Raw genomic sequence first — 19,217 nt, forward strand, 5'->3', positions numbered from 1 at the left:
TCCGAAATCGCGGTTGGTCTCTATATGGGGAATGATTACTCCGGGCTCAAGGTTGACTTGCCCTGCAAACCCCGGGCAATGAGACGCACATGCAGGCTGTTCTGAATTTCCCCGATCTGTCGCCCGAGTTGTTCTCGATCTCATTGTTTGGGATGGAGTTCGCCCTGCGGTGGTACGCGCTGGCTTATATCGTTGGCATTCTTATTGCTTGGCGGATGGGCATTGCGGCGCTGCGGCGCCCAGCTCTGTGGCCCGACAAGACGCCCCCGATGAAGCCCGAACAGCTTGAAGATCTGATTACCTGGATCATCCTCGGTGTGATTCTGGGCGGGCGCCTGGGATTCGTGCTGTTCTACCAGCCCGCCTATTACCTTTCGAACCCGCTGGAGATTCTCAAGGTCTGGCAGGGTGGCATGGCGTTCCATGGCGGGCTGTTGGGGGTAGTAATCGCCTCTTATCTTTATGCGCGACGCCACCAAATTCCGGTTCTGTCCATGGCCGACCTGATCGCCCACACAGTGCCGCCAGGGCTATTGCTCGGGCGGTTGGCGAATTTCACCAACGCCGAGTTGTGGGGACGCCCCAGCGAATTGCCTTGGGCGGTGATCTTCCCCGGAGCGGCGGCGCAGGATTGCCCCGGTGTCGTCGCCGGGATGTGCGCGCGGCACCCCTCACAGCTTTACGAGGCGGCGTTAGAGGGACTGTTTCTGGGTGCCCTGCTGCTGTGGCTCGCCTATCGGCGTGGCGCGTTTCACAGGCCGGGCCTGGTCATGGGGGTCTTTCTGGCCGGCTATGGTGCCTCTCGATTCATTGTCGAATTCTTCCGTCAGCCCGACGCACAGTTTATCTCGGCGGGGAACCCGCTGGGTCTGGCCTGGCACGTGGGCGGCTATGGTCTGACGATGGGCCAATTGCTGTCACTGCCGATGATTGCCCTTGGCTTGTGGTTCGCCCTGCGTGCAAGATCGAAGGCATGAGCCTGCAAGATCATCTGCTGGCGCGTATTGCGCAGGACGGCCCGATAAGTGTGGCCGATTACATAGTCGAATGCCTGCTGCACCCGACATACGGTTATTACACCACCCGTGACCCTCTGGGCACGCAGGGCGATTTCATCACTGCCCCCGAGATCAGCCAGATGTTCGGAGAATTGATTGGCCTGTCCCTGGCCCAAAGCTGGATGGATCAGGGCCACCCCGAGCATTTTGTTCTGGCCGAGCTTGGACCAGGGCGTGGCACGTTGATGGCCGACATGCTGCGCGCCACGTCCCGCGTGCCGGGCTTCAATGAGGCCGCTAAGGTCGTGCTGCTTGAAGCCTCGCCTGCTCTACGTGACGTACAAGCGCAAACTTTGAAGGATCATAACCCGCGCTGGATCGACTCGGTCGCCGATCTGCCCGAAGCGCCGTTGTTTCTGGTCGCGAACGAGTTCTTCGACGCCCTGCCAATACGACAGTTCCTGCGCGACCGCGATGGCTGGCGCGAGCGGTTGATTGGCCGCGATGGCACCGCGTTAACTTGGGGATTGGGTCCACATGCAGATCAGATCGCCCTCAAGGATCGACTGAACGACACTGCTGATGGTGACCTGGTCGAACTGTGTGCCGCAGCCATTCCCATCATTACCGTGGTTGCTGGGCGGATTGGCACCCATGGCGGCGCAGGGTTGATTGTGGATTATGGCGACTGGCATTCGCTTGGCGACACGTTTCAGGCACTGCAGGCACATAAACGCGCTGATCCTTTGGCCCAACCCGGTCAGGCTGACCTGACGGCACATGTGGATTTCGAACCACTGGCACTGGCGACCCGCGCCGCTGGATGCGCCCATTCGCGCCTGACACCACAGGGTGTATTTCTGGAGCGCTTGGGAATTGCCACCCGTGCACAAGCCCTTGCCGCGCCCCTCGGCGGGTCTGAGCTTGAAGCGGTAATTGCCGCACATCGCCGGTTGACGCACCCCGATGAAATGGGAAACCTGTTCAAAGTGCTGGGCCTCTACCCCACCCCTTCCGCACCACCTCCGGGATTGGAGCCATGACCTTGGAAATTCTGACCTCTGATTTATTGGCCCCTGTGCGCCACGGTTTTTTCAGCCGACGCGGCGGTGCATCATCGGGTATTTTTTCGGGCCTCAACTGCGGCTATGGCTCCTCCGATCAGACCGAAGCGGTCACGGTAAATCGCAAGCGCGTGGCGCAGGCGATGGACGTCACACCCGAAGCCCTGGTGGGCATTCATCAGGTCCACTCTCCCACCGTTCTGACTGTCGACGCCCCGATCAACGGTGACAAACAAAAAGCCGACGCGGTGGTCACGGCAACCCCTGATCTGGCCCTGACGATTCTCACCGCCGACTGCCAGCCGGTCCTATTTGCCGATTCTGACGCGAACGTGATCGGAGCTGCGCATGCCGGATGGCGCGGCGCTTTGGATGGGGTGCTTGAGGCAACGTTGGACGCAATGGAGGCGCTTGGCGCCAAGCGGGAAAACACCGTGGCGGTAATCGGCCCCTCGATCTCGCAGGCGGCATATGAGGTCGGGCCGGAATTTCTGGATGAATTCGTCGCGGATTCTCCGAAAAACCTGCAGTTTTTTGCGAATGGAACGGGCGACCGACTGCAGTTCGACTTGCCTGCTTTTGGCCTTCACAGGCTGCGTCAGGCGGGGGTCGGACAGGCCGAATGGACACGCCATTGCACCTATTCTGACCCCGACAGATTCTACTCGTACCGCCGCTCAACCCACGCGAAAGAGGCTGATTACGGTCGCCTCATTTCTGCCATAAAACTTTAAGACTGGGTCCGAATTGCGGCAAAATCGCCGCTTTTTCGCCACAATTTTCCTATCTATTCGTGTCTCGACAATTTGATAATTATTGTCCGCTCTCAAGTGTTTATCTGCCGATTCTCCAGTGGAGCGCGACGCGATCAGAAAAGAGGAAATGCAAGACTTCATTTGTCCTGAATTCAATCCGGATCAGCCTTATCGCCGCCGTAATAAGCGGGCAGACTTAGGTGTCAGAGGAAAACGGGGCGTCAGTTCCCAAGCGAGCAGGACACAAAAATGAAGACGAGATCACGCTTTCTAAGCGCCGTACTTGTGGCCACCAGAGAGCAAAAACTGGAGATGCCGTGGAAACGGGTTTCCAGCAATTCGGTCAGAGTTGCGCGCCGCCTGGCGGTCCGACGCTGACGATGACTTTCCCGCGAACCAAGCTGCCGGTTCTGGGGAATAAGACGCACAACGGAGGGGTGCTCCGATCCGGTGTGCGGCCTGCCGCCAATATTTGCGCGGCTCAATACCGGGGCGTGTGTGCGCTGGCAATTTCGCCTGCGTTTGTATGAGTTTGTCTGGGGGGTCATTGTGCTGACCAAAAATGTAGGAACTTCCTTCGCAAAAAGCGATCTGCGTTTCTGTCGCCTTGCATGTCGCCGCTTTCTTCCAAGACATGGAAATAACCGATCAGGCTGGCCTGTACGGGGGTCTTGCCTGCCTGCGCGGTTTTTAGAGGGGACGGAATTGTAATGGCTATTCCAAATTCTTTATCACGCGCCGCCAGAAATGCTGTTGAAACCTCAGCATTGCTGCGCGAGGCGCCAAGACCGACCACACAACACAAGGCGCAGCTGCGGCGCTATGAGGTCAGTACGCTGATGAAAAACGGCGATGTGGTCCAGACTCGTCACATCGCACCTGCCCTGCCAATGTTCGAGGACGCGTTCTGCGCATTTACGCGTGGGGCGTTGGTTGAAACGGAATTTGGCCCGATGGCAATCGAAGATCTGCTGCCAGGTGATACAGTCCTGACGCAAGATGGTGTATCCGAAACAGTGTTGTGGAAAGGGTCAGTCACGCTGATACCCGGGCGTGTGGATTCGCGGGGGCGGACACGTCCACTGACACGGATTATGGCCGACACGTTCGGGATGCAAAAACCGATGTCCGGTGTAATCGCTGGCCCTGCTGCGCGAATCGTGGGCACGCCCGCGCATTTGCGTCATCTGCACGGAGACGAACAGGTGCTAACGCCGGTCCACGAATTTCAGGATGGAATGGGTGTCATTGAAACCATGCCACCAACGCCGGTCGAACTGTTTCACATTTGCCTGAAACGGCACTCGGTCATTCGGGTCGATGGTCTGCAATTCGAATCTTATCACCCTGGCACCAATGCAATTCGCCGGGTCAGCCGGTCGCTAAGATCGGTCTATCTGAACCTGTTCTCGCATGTCGAATCACTCAATGATTTCGGCCCGCTGGTCATGCCGCGCGCGGGGGATGGTGAGGTGGACGCAATTTCCGCCTAGTTTAAAACGAGTTCTGCAATGTGGGGGCATTATGCAGTTATTAGTCAGTTGGATGGTCTCTATGTCGGTGGCAGCCTTCCTGCCACAGATGAAACCGCATCCGAAACATCGGGAATTCAGGCCGTTCGGTTCATGCGTTCCTCGAGAACGTCGAATGGCACGCCTGGTTCGTCTTTTGCGCCGCGAATAACGAGCGATGTCTTGACGCTGGCCACATTCGGCGTGGTCAGCAGCTTGCCGGTCAGAAACTGCTGAAAACTGCTTAGGTCAGGCGCAACGCATTTCAGAATGAAATCAACTTCGCCGTTCAGCATGTGGCATTCCCGAACCAAAGGCCATTCGCGGCAGCGTTCCTCGAATGCGGTCAACTCGGCTTCGGCCTGACTTTCCAGACCGACCATGGCAAAGACTTGAACCTCAAACCCCAGCTCGCGTGAATTTACATCGGCATGGTAGCCGCGGATCAAGCCTGATTCTTCAAGGGTGCGTACGCGCCGCAGGCAAGGTGGGGCGGAAATTCCCACACGTTTTGCCAATTCGACATTGGTCATGCGACCGTCTGCCTGCAATTCCGCCAGAATCTTGCGGTCAATCTCGTCCAGCCGTATCGCGACCATCAAATACTCCTGAATTTTTCGGTTGTTATATCAGCACCCGGCAGATGCGCAATAATCTTTCGTGAATGCGCAATATTGTTTATTTTCAATGTTCTTATTCAACCGTCATTTACCTAGCGTCTGACAGGCGTAAATCAGGAAGGGGCTTTAAGCGCGGCACAGGGGTCGCTATATCCATCCGCCAGGGGCCACGCGCCCAAATCAGGCAGATCGAGTTGGGGGTACCATGAGCGAGACACGTCACACCAAGGTTCTGATCATCGGATCGGGACCGGCCGGTTACACTGCGGGCGTATACGCAAGCCGCGCGATGCTTGAACCGATCCTGGTTCAGGGAATCGAGCCCGGCGGTCAGTTGACAACAACCACCGACGTCGAAAATTACCCCGGTTTCACCGAAGTTCAGGGGCCTGATCTGATGATCAAAATGCAAGAACATGCCCAGGCGATGGGTTGTGAGGTCATCGGCGATATCATCAGTGATCTAGACATCAGCAAACGCCCCTTCACCGCAAAAGGCGACAGCGGCAATATTTATACTGCGGACGCGGTCATTCTGGCCACCGGTGCGCGCGCTAAATGGCTGGGCCTGCCGTCGGAAGACAAGTTCAAGGGTTTTGGTGTTTCGGCCTGTGCGACTTGCGACGGCTTTTTCTATCGCGGACAGGAAATCGTGGTCATCGGTGGCGGCAACACCGCCGTGGAAGAAGCGCTGTTCCTAACCAATTTCGCCAGCAAGGTTACTCTGATTCACCGCCGCGACGAACTGCGGGCCGAGAAAATTCTGCAGGAACGATTGCTGAAACACGAAAAGATCGAACCGATGTGGTTCCACGAGTTGGAAGAAGTGATCGGCACCGATTCCCCACTGGGCGTCGAGGGTGTGCGCGTCAAGAACGTCAAAACCGGTGAGATCACCGAAGTTCCCTGTAAAGGCGTCTTTGTCGCCATTGGTCACGCGCCAGCAAATGAGCTGGTCAAGGACTCGCTGGAAACCCATATGGGTGGGTATGTGGTGACCAAGCCGGGCTCGACCGAAACCTCGGTGCCCGGTGTGTTCGCAGCAGGCGATCTGACTGACCACATCTATCGTCAGGCCGTCACGAGCGCCGGTATGGGCTGTATGGCCGCGCTGGATGCCGAGCGGTTCCTGGCGGAACAGGACTAAGACAATGCTGGAGTTCTCCGGCCCGGTCTGGAGAATTCTGTTTCTCTCCCAAAGTGACGCCCCTTTGGCCCCTGCCCGGGCGCCCGAGGGGCGTTTTCATCATTCAGGGCAGATTGCTCTCTATGCCTCTCTCAGCGCCGAAGCGCAGGGGTCGTCATTCGTCGGTATGTCTCGCCCAACGATCCGCCGCGGATATTGCAAAGAGGCCAAGTTACTGGTGCAAGACTGGTCGATCTGAGGGGCCAGTCCGATGCGTCGATTATCTGGCAGGATATCCACGAAGAACGGGGCGTTTCACCGACATGGCGCTTCTCTGATCACGCCCGCGATACGGGTGCTGACGGGTTGATCTACAGCTCTCGGTCCCGACCGGAGCTAAGCCATATTGTGCTGTTCACTCTTTCGCCAACGATTATTTTCGCTGAATCCCAAGCAACCCCGTGGACACCGCCATTTACGTAACCATAACTTGACCCACTCGCGTCGCCGTACCAGACTCGGGAACACGCGCGGCGAATACAGGTGGCTTGATTGAAAAGCGTTTTATGGCAAGGCGGGTGGACAACCCGGCTTAGGATCATCAGCGGTCTTACCCTGTTCGCCTTTGCCTTCTTTCATTTCATCAATATCGGGTTGGGGCTGTTCCATACCGATTACCTGCACGGCATGCAGGATGGGCGCCACGCAGTTACCCGGCACAGTCTGGGCAGCTTGATCTTGTATCTGGCACTGTTCGTCCACCTTGGCCTTGCGCTTTATTCCATTAGCCAACGCCGAACGCTACGCATGCCCTTCAGCACGGCCTTGCAGGTCATTCTGGGGCTGTTGATCCCGCTGCAACTGATCTCGCATATCGTGCAGACGCGCTATGCCCACGAAATCTATAACGTCAATGACGAGATGGGGTACATCATCATTCTGATGTGGCCCAACTCGGCGATCTGGATGCAAAGCCTGCTGTTGCTGGTGGTTTGGGTCCACAGTTGCATTGGGCTGCACATGTGGCTGCGACTGACCCGCTGGTGGTCCAGATGGGTGCCTTACCTGATCGGTCTGGCGGTATTTGTGCCCAGCTTTGCGCTGGCTGGGTTGCTTACCGAAGGGCGCCGCATCTGGGCGGATTTTGCCGATCCGTTCCTGCGCGATCAATATATAGAACATTACAACTGGCCCACGCCCGAGGCCTTTCAGGTCATGTTCAGTGTCAAAGACAATGCGTTAATGGCCTTCTGGATCGCCTTGGGGGCTTCGCTGGCGGTATTTACTATCCGCAAACTATGGCGCCGCAGGCACTCGGTCCGGGTCAAGTATGTCGATGGCCCCGAGGTCGTGGCAGAAAAGGGCATGACCCTGCTTGAGATTTCGCAGGCCAATGGCATTCCGCACACAGCCCTTTGCGGGGGCAAGGGGCGTTGCACCACCTGTCGCGTGATCATTGAGGATGGCGCGGATCAACTGCCCACCCCGGATGAGGTTGAAACCCGCAGCCTTGCCGCCGTCAGCGCCCCGACTGGCGCAAGGCTGGCCTGTCAGATACGGCCAACCGCCCCCCTAGTTGCGTTTCGGATGTTCCGCTCTGATGGCAAGCGCGGACGAGCCCATGCCAGCCAAGGGCAGGAACGCAAGCTGGCGGTTCTGTTTCTCGATATGCGCGGGTTCACATCGCGGACCACGGGCCAGTTGCCCTATGACATTGTATTCCTGCTGAACCGTTTCTTTGATGCCATCGTCCCGGCAATCACGGCGGATGGCGGGGTGGTCGACAAATACATGGGCGACGGCTTGCTGGCCGTGTTCGAAACCCCGAATGCCAAAGACTCGGCCCGTGCCGGGCTGAAGGCCGCCGCCGATGTCAGCCGCGCGCTTGAGTATTTCAATCAACAGCTTCAAACCGAAGGCAGCCCCCGGATACGCATCGGAATGGGTCTGCATCTGGGCGATCTGGTACTAGGTGAAATCGGCGCTGCAGGCAGTTCTGCGCGCACCATTATCGGCGACGCGGTTAATGTGGCCAGTCGTCTTGAAGGCCAGACCAAGGCGCTTGGGGCGGAACTACTGGTCTCGGCCGAATTACTGCAGGCGGCTGGGTATGACGGCGATCTGTCCGGACTGCAATCGTTTGAGCTGCGCGGCGTGACACAACCGGTTTCCGCGCTGCCGGTGACGCGTGCTGCGGACCTTATGACGGACAAGGCCGCCTAGGAACGGATGTACTGAATTCACACGACAGGTGCGTGTCAGCGGGATACAAGTCGGGAAAAGCTGCGTCAGGCGAAAAATCCTTCCATTCCGGACAAAAACCGCGCATATCGTCCTTAATTTCGTGAATGTATATGGACTTCGCCCAGCAGCCGGGGCACATGCCCCATAAACACCCCTGAATCACCGATAAAACCGCACTGCGACAAGAGTATTCCAATGACGATGTTAAGCAATCTGGCTCCGATCTCTGAACTGTACGTTTCGTACGAGTCGGCGCAGAAATTGAAAGTGGAAGCTGCCGACCTGACCAGCTGGGACCTGAGCCCGCGTCAGATCTGCGATCTGGAACTGCTGATGAATGGCGGGTTCAACCCTCTCAAAGGGTTCCTGAGCGAAGCTGACTACGACAACGTCGTCGAAAACATGCGTCTGGCCGACGGCACCCTGTGGCCGATGCCCATCACGCTGGACGTTAGCGAAGAATTTGCTGAGACCATCGAATTGGGTCAGGACATTGCCCTGCGCGATCAGGAAGGTGTCATTCTCGGCACCATGACCGTGACCGACCGCTGGACCCCGAACAAAGCGCGAGAGGCCGAAAAGGTCTTTGGCGCCGATGACGATGCGCACCCGGCGGTGAACTATCTGCACAACGTGGCTGGCAAGGTCTATCTGGGCGGCCCCGTAGTCGGCATTCAACAGCCGGTTCACTATGATTTCCGTGGCCGCCGGGACACGCCGAACGAGTTGCGCGCCTATTTCCGCAAGCTGGGCTGGCGCCGCATCGTTGCGTTCCAAACCCGCAACCCCCTGCACCGCGCACACCAGGAACTGACCTTCCGCGCCGCGAAAGAGGCGCAGGCCAACCTGCTGATCCACCCTGTCGTTGGCATGACCAAACCGGGCGACGTCGATCACTTCACCCGCGTCCGCTGCTATGAGGCGGTTCTGGACAAGTACCCGGCATCGACCACCTCGATGTCGCTGCTGAACCTGGCGATGCGCATGGCTGGCCCGCGCGAGGCGGTCTGGCACGGCCTGATCCGCGCCAACCACGGCTGCACACATTTCATCGTTGGCCGAGACCACGCCGGTCCGGGCAAGAACTCGGCGGGTGAAGATTTCTACGGCCCCTATGACGCGCAGGACCTGTTCCGCCAGTTCCAGGATGAAATCGGCGTCGAAATGGTTGACTTCAAACACATGGTCTATGTGCAGGAACGCGCCCAGTACGAACCGAATGACGAGATCGCAGACAAGGACAACGTCACGATCCTGAACATCTCGGGCACCGAGCTGCGCCGCCGTTTGCGCGAAGGGCTGGAAATCCCCGAATGGTTCAGCTTCCCTGAGGTTGTCACCGAACTGCGCCGCACGTCACCGCCCCGCTCGGAACAAGGCTTTACCGTGTTCTTCACCGGTTTCTCGGGCTCGGGCAAATCCACCATCGCCAACGCGCTTATGGTCAAACTGATGGAAATGGGTGGCCGTCCGGTTACATTGCTGGATGGTGATATCGTTCGTAAGAATCTGTCGTCTGAACTGGGTTTCTCTAAAGAGCACCGCGACCTGAACATCCGTCGTATTGGTTACGTGGCTAGTGAGATCACCAAGAATGGCGGCATCGCCATTTGTGCGCCAATCGCGCCCTATGCCACCACCCGCCGTGCCGTACGGGAAGACATCGAACAGTTCGGTGCTTTCTGCGAGGTTCACGTTGCGACCAGCATCGAAGAATGCGAACGCCGTGACCGCAAGGGCCTGTACAAGCTGGCACGCGAAGGCAAGATCAAGGAATTCACCGGTATTTCAGACCCTTACGATGTACCGGCCAACCCCGAACTGAGCGTCGAGACCGAAAATGTCGATGTCGACAACTGCGCCCATCAGGTGCTGCTCAAGCTGGAAAGCATGGGTTTGATCGCCGCGTCTTAAGCGCAGGCAATTCCATTCAGGCGGCCTCCGACTTTCGGGGGCCGTTTTTTTGTAGGCACGATTGACAAGGCGCTGGCCAATTGGTGCATTTGCCTGACTTGATTTGGACGCAACACGCCTATGCCCTCTGACCTGCCCACCATAGCCAGTTTCTGGTTCGGATCAGATCTAAGTTGGCTAGAGGCATTGTGCATCCAATCCTATCTGGATCGGGGTCACCGGTTTATTCTTTATACCGGGCACGAGATCGAAGGCGTTCCCGCAGGGGGCGAATTGCGGCCCGCCAGTGATATCCTCTGGCCCGCGCCGTTTGATATGCCTGCAGGTGACCGGCGACGCGTCGCGGTTTTTTCCGACATTTTTCGTCTGCGACTGATGCAGAAAACCGATTTCATCTGGGTGGATCTGGACGCCTATTGTGTCAGGCCCTTTGCCTTTCCATCAGCGTATATCTTTGGACAATCCCATACCGGAAATTTCCTGACCGGTGTGTTGCGCCTGCCAGCAGACTCGCAAACGCTGGCGCATATGCTGGACTTTGTGATCGCAGCCAACCCGACCCAGCCCTGGCGGGGCGGTCCGCTGCACCGGCGCAACCGTCAACGCATCCGGGACGGTGAGACCTGGGGGATCGAGAGCCTGCCCTGGGGCAGTTCCGGCCCCAAAGCCTTTGCACATTTCCTGCGCAAGACCGACGAGGACAGCCATGCCATGCAAGCGGAGGTGTTTTACCCTCTGTCCAAGCATGATCTGTGGAAATTGCACAACCCGTTCATCCCGACCGCACAGATTGAAGGCGACATGGTTCATTCCGTCCACGTCTATGGTCATCAGAAACGGCTGATGGCGCAGAACACGGACGGTTTGCCGGTGCGCGGATCGTATCTGCAGCGGCTATGCGATCGGCACGGGATTGACCCCGAGGCCCGTCCAATTCTGCAAGAAGGCTGGTTGGCACCCGCTGGTTAGTTCGGGCCCGCGTCTAGTTCAGCGCGCAGAAGGCGCACGGCTCTGCCCTCAAAATCCCCATATTCTGCTGCGTGTTGCTGGATCGCCTGCAGATGCGGCAGGCGCGCGGCGAAATCCTCGATTGATGCGGATTGGATCGCGCGCTGAATATCCTCTTTGGTTTCGCACAGGATCATACCAGAGGTATCGAAGAAATCGCCGATATTCGGGCATCCCCAATAGATCGGGACCGAGGAGCACAAGATCGCATCCGTCAGCTTTTCCGAAAAGTAATTCTTCTCACGCACGTTCTCGATCACCACAGAATAGCGGTACGGCGCCAACCCGTCGGATTTGAGATCAAACGGAGTGTATCCCCGGCCCATGATATCAACATCTGCACCAGTTTCACGCACCCAGTCGATCACCGAATGGCGCAACTGATGCCCTACAAGATCGCGCTTGGCCGAAGCAATTAGCGAGCAGGATTTGGTTTTCTCAACCTTCAGGTCCTGCCAGTCGGGCACCATCGTCACGCCATACGGCAGGAACACTGCATTCGGGATGTTGTGTAGCAGCACGTCATGAAAAGTCAGCACCCGGAAGAACCGCCGCCATGTATATCGCAGCATCCGATCATGTTTGGCGTGAATGGCCGAAGGCTCGCCCATCATCAATGAAATCCGCGCGCGGGTACCGCGACGCAAGCGCAGATGCACGGTCGAGTTCGGGTACATGATCAGGTGATCGGTGCGCTCCAGATCGCCCACCGTCTTGCCGGTCAGGCGATCCGGGCACCCTTCGGGCCAGATCAGTTCGGACAGCGAAACCGAGGCCAGTTTTGGCCCCAGCCGATGCCCATATGGCAGGATGGCAATGGCAGGTCGTGTCATTGTGTTGTCTCGGGCAGATCAACCTGCCCCCGCATCAACACATGACCGCGCCCTGCGACTTTGATACCGGTCATCGCATCGGGTGGGCCAACGCGTGTGACAACAGCCTGACCGGGGCGGCCCATGTCATGGCCTTGTTCTGCGATGAAACTGTCTTTGGGCATTAACCCGTACTTCCACAGATAGGCCGCCATGGCACCGGTGGCCGATCCGGTGAACGGGTCTTCGGGCGGGCTGGGTGGCGCCATCAACAGGCGTGAGAACGTGTCGCCCGCATTTGTCGCGCCCTTCATCGTCACAAGGAACGGTTCCGCCATATCGGTGCCAGAAAATCCGGCCTTCGCGGCCACTTTGCGCAGTGCCTCAAGATCCAACTGTGCGGCGCGCAAGGCCTCGTGATCACGCAGAACCGTAATGCAGAACGGCAACCCGGTGGACACAAATTGCGGCGGTGAGATTATCGCATCCTCGGGCAGGCTAATGGCGGCCGCAACCAGATCGACGGGAACAGGATTGCCGAATTTCGGCGCGACCTGAGTCATTTCGATCTCGTCTCCGTTCAAACGAATCGAAACGATCCCCGCGCCTGTTTCCAACGTCAGTGCATCGCCTTCAACCAAACCACGGGACCGCATCGCCACTACAGTTGCAATTGTGGGGTGTCCGGCAAAAGGGATTTCCTTGCTGGCCAGAAAATAGCGCACCCGGATTTCGGCCACATCAGATGGTCCCGTGAACGTGCATTCAACCAGAGAGGTTTCGCGCACATAAGCAGTGCACACATCTTCGGGCAATTCAGCCCCGCCGTGAACCACGGCGCAGCCGTTGCCGCCAAAGGCGCGATCACTGAAGGCGTCTACCCAATCGAAATCGAACCAGCTCATCCGCAAAATCCCCTGATGCAGAGTAAATCAGCCGGGCATGTCATGCCGGTTCGTATGTGTCGCGCTTGTTGTTGGGATTGTCACGCCGAAAAATAACCGGCGGGGCCGTTCAGTGAACGGCCACCGGTGACAGATCGTGTTCACGGGCCAGGAAAAAGGCCATCTTACGATCTGTCACGAGCGCAAGCTGCTGGCCATCGGAATCGTGAACCGCGTACAACTGATCCAGATCGCCTGCCTTATCCCGGACATCGCGGGGCAGATCGGCAACATCGACGGTTTTCACATAAACGATGCGGTCGCCTTCGGCGTTATATTCAATCGGTGTATTCATAGCTCTTACCCCTTTTTTATGTTGATCGTTTGCACCACGGTCTCAGGCACGGCGCGGGTCAGGTCCACATGCAGCAGACCGTTCTCCATGATCGCCTCGCCCACCTCGACACCATCGGCCAGCACGAACATGCGCTGGAACTGGCGCGCGGCGATGCCGCGATGCAGAAAAATGCGCCCCTCGCTGTCGTCGCGTTGGCGCCCCCGGATCACAAGCTGGCGATCCTCGATTGTGATCGACAAATCTTGTTCCGCGAACCCAGCCACAGCCAGGGTGATGCGGTATGAAAAGTCCGAGGTCTGCTCAATATTATAAGGCGGGTAGCCTTCGTTACCGGCCTTTGCAGACCGTTCCAGAAGACGTTCCAACTGCTCGAACCCCAAAAGATGCGGGTATGAGCCAAGAGTAAGTTTTGACACGTATTTTCGTCCTTTATTGCCAAAGCGACGTGTGATGCGGCCCCGTTCCGGCAACCGCGTATAATAGAATATGGGTTTATGCCGCGATGTCCACAAGGTCTGGCCGGATAAACCCTGACACACTATCTTGTGTCACAAGCACCACAAAAGGCACTGAGTCGCTCATGAATGCGCCAACAGATCTTTCGATGAAAACAGATGAGGTTTTGCGGGTTGAACTGGAGGTTTTTCGCCGCCAACACCGTGATCTGGACGAAGCGATCGAGGCGCTGCAGTCCACCGGCACAGCCGATCAGTTGACGATTAAGCGACTGAAAAAGCAAAAACTTCGCCTGAAGGACATCATTCGTCTGATCGAGGACCGTTTGACGCCGGACATCATTGCCTGAAAACTCCACCACTCGGTTCACACGCACATTCAAGGCGCTTATGAACCGAGTTTTGCAGTGTTACGTCATATTCAAACGGATGACATCTGTTTCAAGGTGAAACATTTGCGTTTGCGCAGAAGAAATTGGTCGGATCGTATTTCCGCTTAACCTCTTTCATTTGATCAAGATTTTCACCGAATGCCGTCTCTATCGCACTGTCTTCATCGGCGCCCAGATAGTTCAGATAAGTTCCGCCCGTGGAATAGGGCGCAATTGCATCATGCATGGACCGCGCCCAGGCAATCTGATCCGCGTCATCCGCTGGATCAGTCCACAGCGGTAGTATCGCAATCAGATAGTCGTGACCGCGTTGCGCAAAGGCGTTGTCCCCATTTGATTTGGACTTTGCTGCGCCAGCGCAATGTTCGATCAGAATGCCCGAGCCGGGTATTGTCATCCCTTCAGATTGTGCAACGATCGTATCAATGGCCTCATCCGTCAGCGCGTTGAGATATGCAGATTTCCAGTAGTTCCGGCTGCCTGGCCCATAGGCCCCATCCAGCATGCTTTGTTTGGCGGGGAACGGCATCTCGTGCAAGTCGACGACCAAAGGTTCTCCGATCTCCGTCAGGGGTTGGATTGCCTGACGCCCAGCTTCCTTATCGTCTCCAATCCAACACGGCACCATAGCTGTTAGCGGCGTTCCATCCGGTCCCCACAACAACCCCGCATAGACCGTCAGTTCATCAGGTGCCCGTGAAACGATATCCCGAAAACCTCGCAGCACTTCGGCGGCGTCGGCTCGGGGATATGCAATCATGCCCCCCAACACCGTAGACAGAGGATACGCCCTGTAAAGGAATGACGTCACGATGCCGAAATTTCCGCTGCCGCCGCAGATGCCCCAATAAAGGTCTGGATTCCTGTTCGCATTCGCAGTTCTGATCGAACCGTCTGCCGTTACGACTTCGGCCTCGATAACGTTGTCGCAGGTTGGCCCGTATTTTCGTGCCATCCAGCCGAATCCGCCACCCGTCGTCAATCCGCCAATACCTGTCTGCGATACGACGCCCAATGGCACAGCAAGTCCGTGAAGATGTGTTTCGCAGTCTACATCCCCCAACGTGGCCCCGCCCTGAGCGCGTACGGTTTGGGTTTCTGCATCAACATGGACCGCGCGCATGCAGGACAGGTCAATTACGAGGCCATCATCGCAGACGGCGCGCCCACCCACGTTATGACCGCCACCTCTTACCGATACCAGTATGTTGTTTTCAAACGCGAACCTGGCGGCCGCCGCGACATCGGCGGTGCCGTGGCACCGCAGTATTGCACCGGGATACTTGTCAACCAACGCGTTCCAAATACTGCGCGCACCGTCATACTCGGGGTCACCGGGCAAAATCAGTGCCCCGCGAACTTGCGATTTAAATGCCTCAATACTGTCCTGCGGCACGGCTTGGCCGTCCCGGTTTTTCAAAACTGTATCTGTCATGGGTACCTCCTCGGGAACCACTGTCCCGCGATCAAGTATACACTAATTCGAATGTATTTTCAGCAGGACGTCAGACGAGCCATACGGTCGCCAAACCACATTGCCTCTGGGACCGATTTAGCTATAGTGCGCGCTCTTTCAGACGGCAGGGAAACAAGCGGATGAGCGATGTGAAAGTGGGGATCATCATGGGCAGCCAGTCGGACTGGCCCACGATGAAGGAAGCCGCGAACATACTTGATGAGTTAGGCATCGCGTACGAAAAGCGCATTGTCTCGGCGCACCGCACACCGGACCGCTTGTGGGACTATGGCAAGACCGCCGCATCACGCGGGCTGCATGTGATCATTGCCGGGGCCGGTGGGGCCGCGCATCTGCCTGGCATGATGGCGTCGAAAACACGGGTGCCGGTGATTGGCGTTCCGGTACAGACGCGGGCCCTGTCGGGCGTCGACTCGCTGTATTCCATCGTGCAGATGCCCAAAGGGTTCCCTGTTGCCACCATGGCCATCGGCGCGGCCGGTGGGGCCAACGCGGGCCTGATGGCGGCCGGGATTCTGGCCTTGCAGGATGACGCTTTGGCGCAACGACTGGACGCTTGGCGCGATGCACTGTCGGCGTCGATCCCCGAGGAGCCCGTCGATGAGTGACGCATTGCAAACGGGTGCCAGGATCGGAGTTCTGGGCGGCGGTCAATTGGGCCGGATGCTGTCCGTGGCAGCGTCTCGTCTGGGGTTTGTGACCCATATCTACGAACCCGGCGCCAACCCTCCTGCCGGCCAAGTGGCCGATCGCGTGACCACCGCCGCCTATGACGATATCGATGCGCTAAAGGCGTTTGCCGGGTCGGTAGATGTCATCACATATGAGTTCGAGAACATCCCGACCGAAGCGCTGGACCTGCTTGAAGCGCACTGCCCGATCCGTCCGGGGCGAGAAGCGCTGCGCGTCAGCCAGGACCGGTTGACCGAGAAGAATTTCCTGCAGGGGCTTGGCCTGCAAACCGCGCCTTTCGCGGATATCACCGATCTGAACAGCCTGAATGCGGCGATCGAGCAGATCGGTACGCCCGCAATCCTGAAAACGCGCCGGTTTGGCTATGACGGTAAGGGGCAGGCCCGTCTGCGCGCACCCGAGGATGCCGAAGCCGCGCTGGCCGATATGGCCGGGGCACCCGCGATCCTTGAGGGGTTTGTGGAGTTTAGCCACGAGGTATCGATCATTGCGGCCCGCGGGCTGGACGGTCAGGTTGCCTGTTTCGATCCCGGTGAGAACATACACCGCGATGGTATCCTGCACACCACAACAGTCCCTGCCCGTCTGCGCCCGGCGCAACGGACAGATGCCGTTCTGTTGGCCGCCAACATCCTAAACGCGCTGGATTATGTCGGCGTCATGGGCGTCGAACTGTTCGTGACGCCCGGCGGTCTGATCGTGAATGAGATCGCGCCGCGCGTGCATAACTCGGGCCACTGGACGCAGAATGGCTGCGCCGTGGATCAGTTCGAACAGCATATTCGGGCCGTCGCAGGATGGCCTTTGGGAGATGGTCAGCGACATTCGGACGTGGTCATGGAAAACCTGATCGGAACGGACACGGACCGCGTGCCCGAACTAGCGCAGGAACGCGACGTGGCGCTGCATCTCTATGGCAAGGCCGAGGTTAAGGCAGGCCGCAAAATGGGGCATTTCAACCGCATTGCACGGTGAATCAGCCAACAAACCGCGCCGCAATATCACCTGACATATAGCTAACCCGCCCGCCAGCCAGCGTGGCGGCTACGCGGCGGGTTTCGGCATCCAGTATCACCAGATCGGCGCGCTGGCCGGGGGCCAGCTTGCCCCGATCCTGCAAACCAAGGACACGGGCGGGGCCGGATGACACCAGCGCCCAGGCCCCGGCGAAATCCACCAAGCCAGACTTCGCCACCATCAGCGCCGCGCGGCGCGGGCTGGGATAGTGATAATCCGAGGCCAACGCATCGCAATATCCCATCGTGATCAGGTCAAGTGCGCTGACATTACCCTTGTGCGATCCACCGCGCACCACGTTGGGCGATCCTAAAATGATGTAATCCCCGGCGGCACGCGCGGCCTCGGCTGCTTCGAGCGTTTCGGGAAATTCCGAGATCTGCGCCCCCCGCGCCCGCCAGTCGGCCCGTATTTGTGCAGTCGCGTCGTCATGGCTGCCCATGCGCACGTACTGTGAGTCCAATGCCGCACATAGCGTGTCCAGCGCCGCTGGCACTTCGTTACGACGGGCGTGCATGGACAACAGCATTTTAAAATGCGTGTCCGGGTTTCGCCCGGCTTTCAGTGCTTGGCCGGTCAGACGCGGCGGCTTGCGCCCCTCGGCCAGACGGTCATGCGGCAGGTGGTCGTTGAACACGACATAGGGCACCTGCCAGTCCGCAATACGGCCGGGCAGGTCCGCATAGTCATCCAGCATGTGTGTCTCGAACCGCAACTGAGGCATCAGGTCGGTCACGACGCGATCCTTGACCGAGGTTATGGCGCGAAACACCTGATCCGCGAATTCCGGGCCACGCACCCCACCCTCCCAACTGTGAAACTGGGCCAGAACGGCGGTAGTGATACCATTCGCAGCCAATTCAGCCTCGACCGAGAGAATGCCTTCGTCCATCTGCTTCATCGCCCCGCGGCGTGGCGCGATATGGCGTTCGAACCCATCCCCGTGCAGGTCGATAATACCGGGCAGAACAAGATAGCCGGACAGGTCGATCTGTCGCCCGACCCGATCCGTTTGAATGATGCCATCCGCCAGAGACAGATCGGCGGGCACAAGGCCATGCTCCGGCAACAGCACCTCTGCACCGGTCAGGGTCAGATTCAATGCGGTCATTGCGTGGGCTCCGACTCGGGTTCCGAGCAATCCTGCCCGATACAGATTTCGTTGATGATATCCATGACGCCATCCAGCCAGGTGATCTGCGGATCGAATTGCCCGAATTCGATAAAATGCAGCGCCTGCGCCATGACGCGGGGATTGTTCATCATAAAAGTGTGCGTCACCGGAAGAACGATGTGATCCGTCATGCCGTCCACTTTTGTCGTTTCAATCGAGACCTTGCCGTCATCCTTGCCGTCGATCAGCGAGGAAAACAGCGGGTTCAGCGAGTTCTCACCCGCGATCACGCCCACCTCAAACTCAACGGATGGCAGGTTGCGCGGTATGCCCTCGGGGCCCGTGCCCAAGGCCAGCCCGGCGGGGCCATGCAGCATGCCGAACACCTCATACGCGCCCAGTTCATCCACAAGCTGACTGCCCTGATTGGGCGGGCCGAGCATGACCACACGGCCCAGGTTTTCCGGGTGATGGTCCTGCAACCAATAGCGCAGCAGGATGCCACCCATTGAATGCGCCACCACGTTCACGGTCTCATCACCACAGGCCGCGAAGGCGTCCGGCAATGTCTGGTTCGCCAGTTCAGGTATCGGCAAATCGGTCGAAGGATAGCCGGGTCGGACAACGGTGTACCCGTGCGCCTGAAACAGTTGTTCCATCACTGTGAAGGACGCCTCGGTCCGCGCCAGCCCGTGTAAAAGCACCACGCATTTGGCCTGGGCCAAGGCGGGAACAAGGAAAAGAAACAGGGCAAGCAGATATCTCATAGCCGCCA

General features: G+C 58.1%; 21 protein-coding genes. 13 read left to right on the plus strand and 8 right to left on the minus strand.

Features of this window, described 5'->3' with window-relative positions:
- The first annotated feature begins 89 nt into the window (after positions 1–89).
- The 4 genes from lgt to ACR0AJ_RS04815 all read left to right on the plus strand — a co-directional run bounded on the left by lgt (position 90) and on the right by ACR0AJ_RS04815 (position 4,310).
- Positions 90–977 carry a prolipoprotein diacylglyceryl transferase gene (lgt, locus tag ACR0AJ_RS04800; RefSeq protein WP_480740216.1) on the plus strand — a complete coding sequence of 296 codons (888 nt, stop codon included), beginning with the start codon at positions 90–92 and terminating at the stop codon, positions 975–977.
- On the plus strand, positions 974–2,041 hold the full coding sequence (locus ACR0AJ_RS04805; protein ID WP_170347856.1) for a class I SAM-dependent methyltransferase: 1,068 nt from the start codon (positions 974–976) through the stop codon (positions 2,039–2,041). Before lgt ends, ACR0AJ_RS04805 begins: the two co-directional genes overlap by 4 nt.
- Positions 2,038–2,796, plus strand: a complete 759-nt coding sequence (pgeF, locus tag ACR0AJ_RS04810; RefSeq protein WP_480740218.1) for a peptidoglycan editing factor PgeF — start codon at positions 2,038–2,040, stop codon at positions 2,794–2,796. Before ACR0AJ_RS04805 ends, pgeF begins: the two co-directional genes overlap by 4 nt.
- Before the next feature lie 731 nt (positions 2,797–3,527).
- Positions 3,528–4,310, plus strand: coding sequence for a Hint domain-containing protein (locus ACR0AJ_RS04815; protein WP_480646008.1), 783 nt, complete (start codon positions 3,528–3,530; stop codon positions 4,308–4,310).
- A gap of 116 nt (positions 4,311–4,426) precedes the next feature.
- Here ACR0AJ_RS04815 and ACR0AJ_RS04820 read toward each other — a convergent pair whose 3' ends face one another.
- Positions 4,427–4,927 (minus strand): Lrp/AsnC family transcriptional regulator, encoded by a 501-nt coding sequence (locus ACR0AJ_RS04820; protein ID WP_170374263.1) that lies wholly within the window; start codon positions 4,925–4,927, stop codon positions 4,427–4,429.
- A 226-nt stretch (positions 4,928–5,153) separates the two neighbouring features.
- Between ACR0AJ_RS04820 and trxB the strand changes: the two genes are divergently transcribed.
- From trxB to ACR0AJ_RS04850, 6 genes are all read left to right on the plus strand, one after another.
- A complete protein-coding gene (gene trxB, locus ACR0AJ_RS04825; protein ID WP_170395432.1) occupies positions 5,154–6,095 on the plus strand; it encodes a thioredoxin-disulfide reductase in 942 nt (313 codons plus the stop codon).
- A 4-nt stretch (positions 6,096–6,099) separates the two neighbouring features.
- On the plus strand, positions 6,100–6,333 hold the full coding sequence (locus ACR0AJ_RS04830) for a hypothetical protein (RefSeq protein ID WP_480740220.1): 234 nt from the start codon (positions 6,100–6,102) through the stop codon (positions 6,331–6,333).
- Complete coding sequence (locus tag ACR0AJ_RS04835; RefSeq protein ID WP_480740222.1) at positions 6,291–6,557, plus strand: RES family NAD+ phosphorylase; 267 nt, start codon at positions 6,291–6,293, stop codon at positions 6,555–6,557. Before ACR0AJ_RS04830 ends, ACR0AJ_RS04835 begins: the two co-directional genes overlap by 43 nt.
- 69 nt (positions 6,558–6,626) lie before the next feature.
- Positions 6,627–8,297, plus strand: a complete 1,671-nt coding sequence (locus ACR0AJ_RS04840) for an adenylate/guanylate cyclase domain-containing protein (RefSeq protein ID WP_170347850.1) — start codon at positions 6,627–6,629, stop codon at positions 8,295–8,297.
- 216 nt (positions 8,298–8,513) lie between these two features.
- Positions 8,514–10,232: a bifunctional sulfate adenylyltransferase/adenylylsulfate kinase gene (locus ACR0AJ_RS04845; protein WP_480740224.1), complete on the plus strand. Its 1,719-nt coding sequence runs from the start codon at positions 8,514–8,516 to the stop codon at positions 10,230–10,232.
- A 120-nt stretch (positions 10,233–10,352) separates the two neighbouring features.
- Positions 10,353–11,201, plus strand: coding sequence for a hypothetical protein (locus ACR0AJ_RS04850; RefSeq protein ID WP_480740225.1), 849 nt, complete (start codon positions 10,353–10,355; stop codon positions 11,199–11,201).
- Here the strand turns inward: ACR0AJ_RS04850 and ACR0AJ_RS04855 are convergent.
- The 4 genes from ACR0AJ_RS04855 to ACR0AJ_RS04870 all read right to left on the minus strand — a co-directional run bounded on the left by ACR0AJ_RS04855 (position 11,198) and on the right by ACR0AJ_RS04870 (position 13,710).
- On the minus strand, positions 11,198–12,073 hold the full coding sequence (locus tag ACR0AJ_RS04855) for a glycosyltransferase family 10 fucosyltransferase (protein WP_170347847.1): 876 nt from the start codon (positions 12,071–12,073) through the stop codon (positions 11,198–11,200). The genes ACR0AJ_RS04850 and ACR0AJ_RS04855 overlap by 4 nt on opposite strands.
- Positions 12,070–12,957 (minus strand): PhzF family phenazine biosynthesis protein, encoded by an 888-nt coding sequence (locus tag ACR0AJ_RS04860; RefSeq protein WP_170347846.1) that lies wholly within the window; start codon positions 12,955–12,957, stop codon positions 12,070–12,072. Before ACR0AJ_RS04860 ends, ACR0AJ_RS04855 begins: the two co-directional genes overlap by 4 nt.
- 109 nt (positions 12,958–13,066) lie before the next feature.
- Positions 13,067–13,291, minus strand: a complete 225-nt coding sequence (locus ACR0AJ_RS04865) for a DUF1150 family protein (protein ID WP_170347845.1) — start codon at positions 13,289–13,291, stop codon at positions 13,067–13,069.
- A 5-nt stretch (positions 13,292–13,296) separates the two neighbouring features.
- Positions 13,297–13,710: an Hsp20 family protein gene (locus tag ACR0AJ_RS04870; RefSeq protein WP_170347844.1), complete on the minus strand. Its 414-nt coding sequence runs from the start codon at positions 13,708–13,710 to the stop codon at positions 13,297–13,299.
- Between the two features lie 164 nt (positions 13,711–13,874).
- Here ACR0AJ_RS04870 and ACR0AJ_RS04875 point away from each other — a divergent pair, with 164 nt between their 5' ends.
- Positions 13,875–14,099: a YdcH family protein gene (locus tag ACR0AJ_RS04875; RefSeq protein WP_058280035.1), complete on the plus strand. Its 225-nt coding sequence runs from the start codon at positions 13,875–13,877 to the stop codon at positions 14,097–14,099.
- Positions 14,100–14,190: 91 nt separating this feature from the next.
- Here the strand turns inward: ACR0AJ_RS04875 and ACR0AJ_RS04880 are convergent, their stop codons facing one another.
- On the minus strand, positions 14,191–15,576 hold the full coding sequence (locus ACR0AJ_RS04880) for an FAD-binding oxidoreductase (RefSeq protein WP_170347843.1): 1,386 nt from the start codon (positions 15,574–15,576) through the stop codon (positions 14,191–14,193).
- A 161-nt stretch (positions 15,577–15,737) separates the two neighbouring features.
- On the opposite strand from ACR0AJ_RS04880, the gene purE reads away from it, so the two are divergent.
- Together purE and ACR0AJ_RS04890 are read left to right on the plus strand one after the other, a co-directional pair.
- Positions 15,738–16,226, plus strand: a complete 489-nt coding sequence (purE, locus tag ACR0AJ_RS04885) for a 5-(carboxyamino)imidazole ribonucleotide mutase (RefSeq protein ID WP_170347842.1) — start codon at positions 15,738–15,740, stop codon at positions 16,224–16,226.
- Positions 16,219–17,286, plus strand: coding sequence for a 5-(carboxyamino)imidazole ribonucleotide synthase (locus ACR0AJ_RS04890; RefSeq protein ID WP_480740227.1), 1,068 nt, complete (start codon positions 16,219–16,221; stop codon positions 17,284–17,286). The genes purE and ACR0AJ_RS04890 overlap by 8 nt, the downstream gene beginning before the upstream one ends.
- Position 17,287: 1 nt before the next feature.
- On the opposite strand, the gene ACR0AJ_RS04895 is transcribed toward ACR0AJ_RS04890, so the two are convergent.
- Both ACR0AJ_RS04895 and ACR0AJ_RS04900 read right to left on the minus strand, forming a co-directional pair.
- Positions 17,288–18,439, minus strand: coding sequence for an alpha-D-ribose 1-methylphosphonate 5-triphosphate diphosphatase (locus ACR0AJ_RS04895; RefSeq protein WP_480662484.1), 1,152 nt, complete (start codon positions 18,437–18,439; stop codon positions 17,288–17,290).
- A complete protein-coding gene (locus ACR0AJ_RS04900; protein ID WP_480635803.1) occupies positions 18,436–19,209 on the minus strand; it encodes an alpha/beta fold hydrolase in 774 nt (257 codons plus the stop codon). Before ACR0AJ_RS04900 ends, ACR0AJ_RS04895 begins: the two co-directional genes overlap by 4 nt.
- Between the last annotated feature and the right edge of the window lie 8 nt (positions 19,210–19,217).

It is taken from the genome of Ruegeria sp. CJ9, assembly GCF_056536625.1.

Coding starts and splice junctions, on each gene's coding strand:
- ACR0AJ_RS04890 (WP_480740227.1), top strand. CDS start 16,219: ATGAGTGACGCATTGCAAACGGGTGCCAGGATCGGAGTTCTGGGCGGC.
- ACR0AJ_RS04895 (WP_480662484.1), bottom strand. CDS start 18,439: ATGACCGCATTGAATCTGACCCTGACCGGTGCAGAGGTGCTGTTGCCG.
- pgeF (WP_480740218.1), top strand. CDS start 2,038: ATGACCTTGGAAATTCTGACCTCTGATTTATTGGCCCCTGTGCGCCAC.
- ACR0AJ_RS04820 (WP_170374263.1), bottom strand. CDS start 4,927: ATGGTCGCGATACGGCTGGACGAGATTGACCGCAAGATTCTGGCGGAA.
- ACR0AJ_RS04865 (WP_170347845.1), bottom strand. CDS start 13,291: ATGAATACACCGATTGAATATAACGCCGAAGGCGACCGCATCGTTTAT.
- purE (WP_170347842.1), top strand. CDS start 15,738: ATGAGCGATGTGAAAGTGGGGATCATCATGGGCAGCCAGTCGGACTGG.
- ACR0AJ_RS04900 (WP_480635803.1), bottom strand. CDS start 19,209: ATGAGATATCTGCTTGCCCTGTTTCTTTTCCTTGTTCCCGCCTTGGCC.
- ACR0AJ_RS04855 (WP_170347847.1), bottom strand. CDS start 12,073: ATGACACGACCTGCCATTGCCATCCTGCCATATGGGCATCGGCTGGGG.
- ACR0AJ_RS04845 (WP_480740224.1), top strand. CDS start 8,514: ATGACGATGTTAAGCAATCTGGCTCCGATCTCTGAACTGTACGTTTCG.
- trxB (WP_170395432.1), top strand. CDS start 5,154: ATGAGCGAGACACGTCACACCAAGGTTCTGATCATCGGATCGGGACCG.
- ACR0AJ_RS04860 (WP_170347846.1), bottom strand. CDS start 12,957: ATGAGCTGGTTCGATTTCGATTGGGTAGACGCCTTCAGTGATCGCGCC.
- ACR0AJ_RS04830 (WP_480740220.1), top strand. CDS start 6,100: ATGCTGGAGTTCTCCGGCCCGGTCTGGAGAATTCTGTTTCTCTCCCAA.
- ACR0AJ_RS04880 (WP_170347843.1), bottom strand. CDS start 15,576: ATGACAGATACAGTTTTGAAAAACCGGGACGGCCAAGCCGTGCCGCAG.
- ACR0AJ_RS04875 (WP_058280035.1), top strand. CDS start 13,875: ATGAATGCGCCAACAGATCTTTCGATGAAAACAGATGAGGTTTTGCGG.
- ACR0AJ_RS04850 (WP_480740225.1), top strand. CDS start 10,353: ATGCCCTCTGACCTGCCCACCATAGCCAGTTTCTGGTTCGGATCAGAT.
- ACR0AJ_RS04815 (WP_480646008.1), top strand. CDS start 3,528: ATGGCTATTCCAAATTCTTTATCACGCGCCGCCAGAAATGCTGTTGAA.
- lgt (WP_480740216.1), top strand. CDS start 90: ATGCAGGCTGTTCTGAATTTCCCCGATCTGTCGCCCGAGTTGTTCTCG.
- ACR0AJ_RS04805 (WP_170347856.1), top strand. CDS start 974: ATGAGCCTGCAAGATCATCTGCTGGCGCGTATTGCGCAGGACGGCCCG.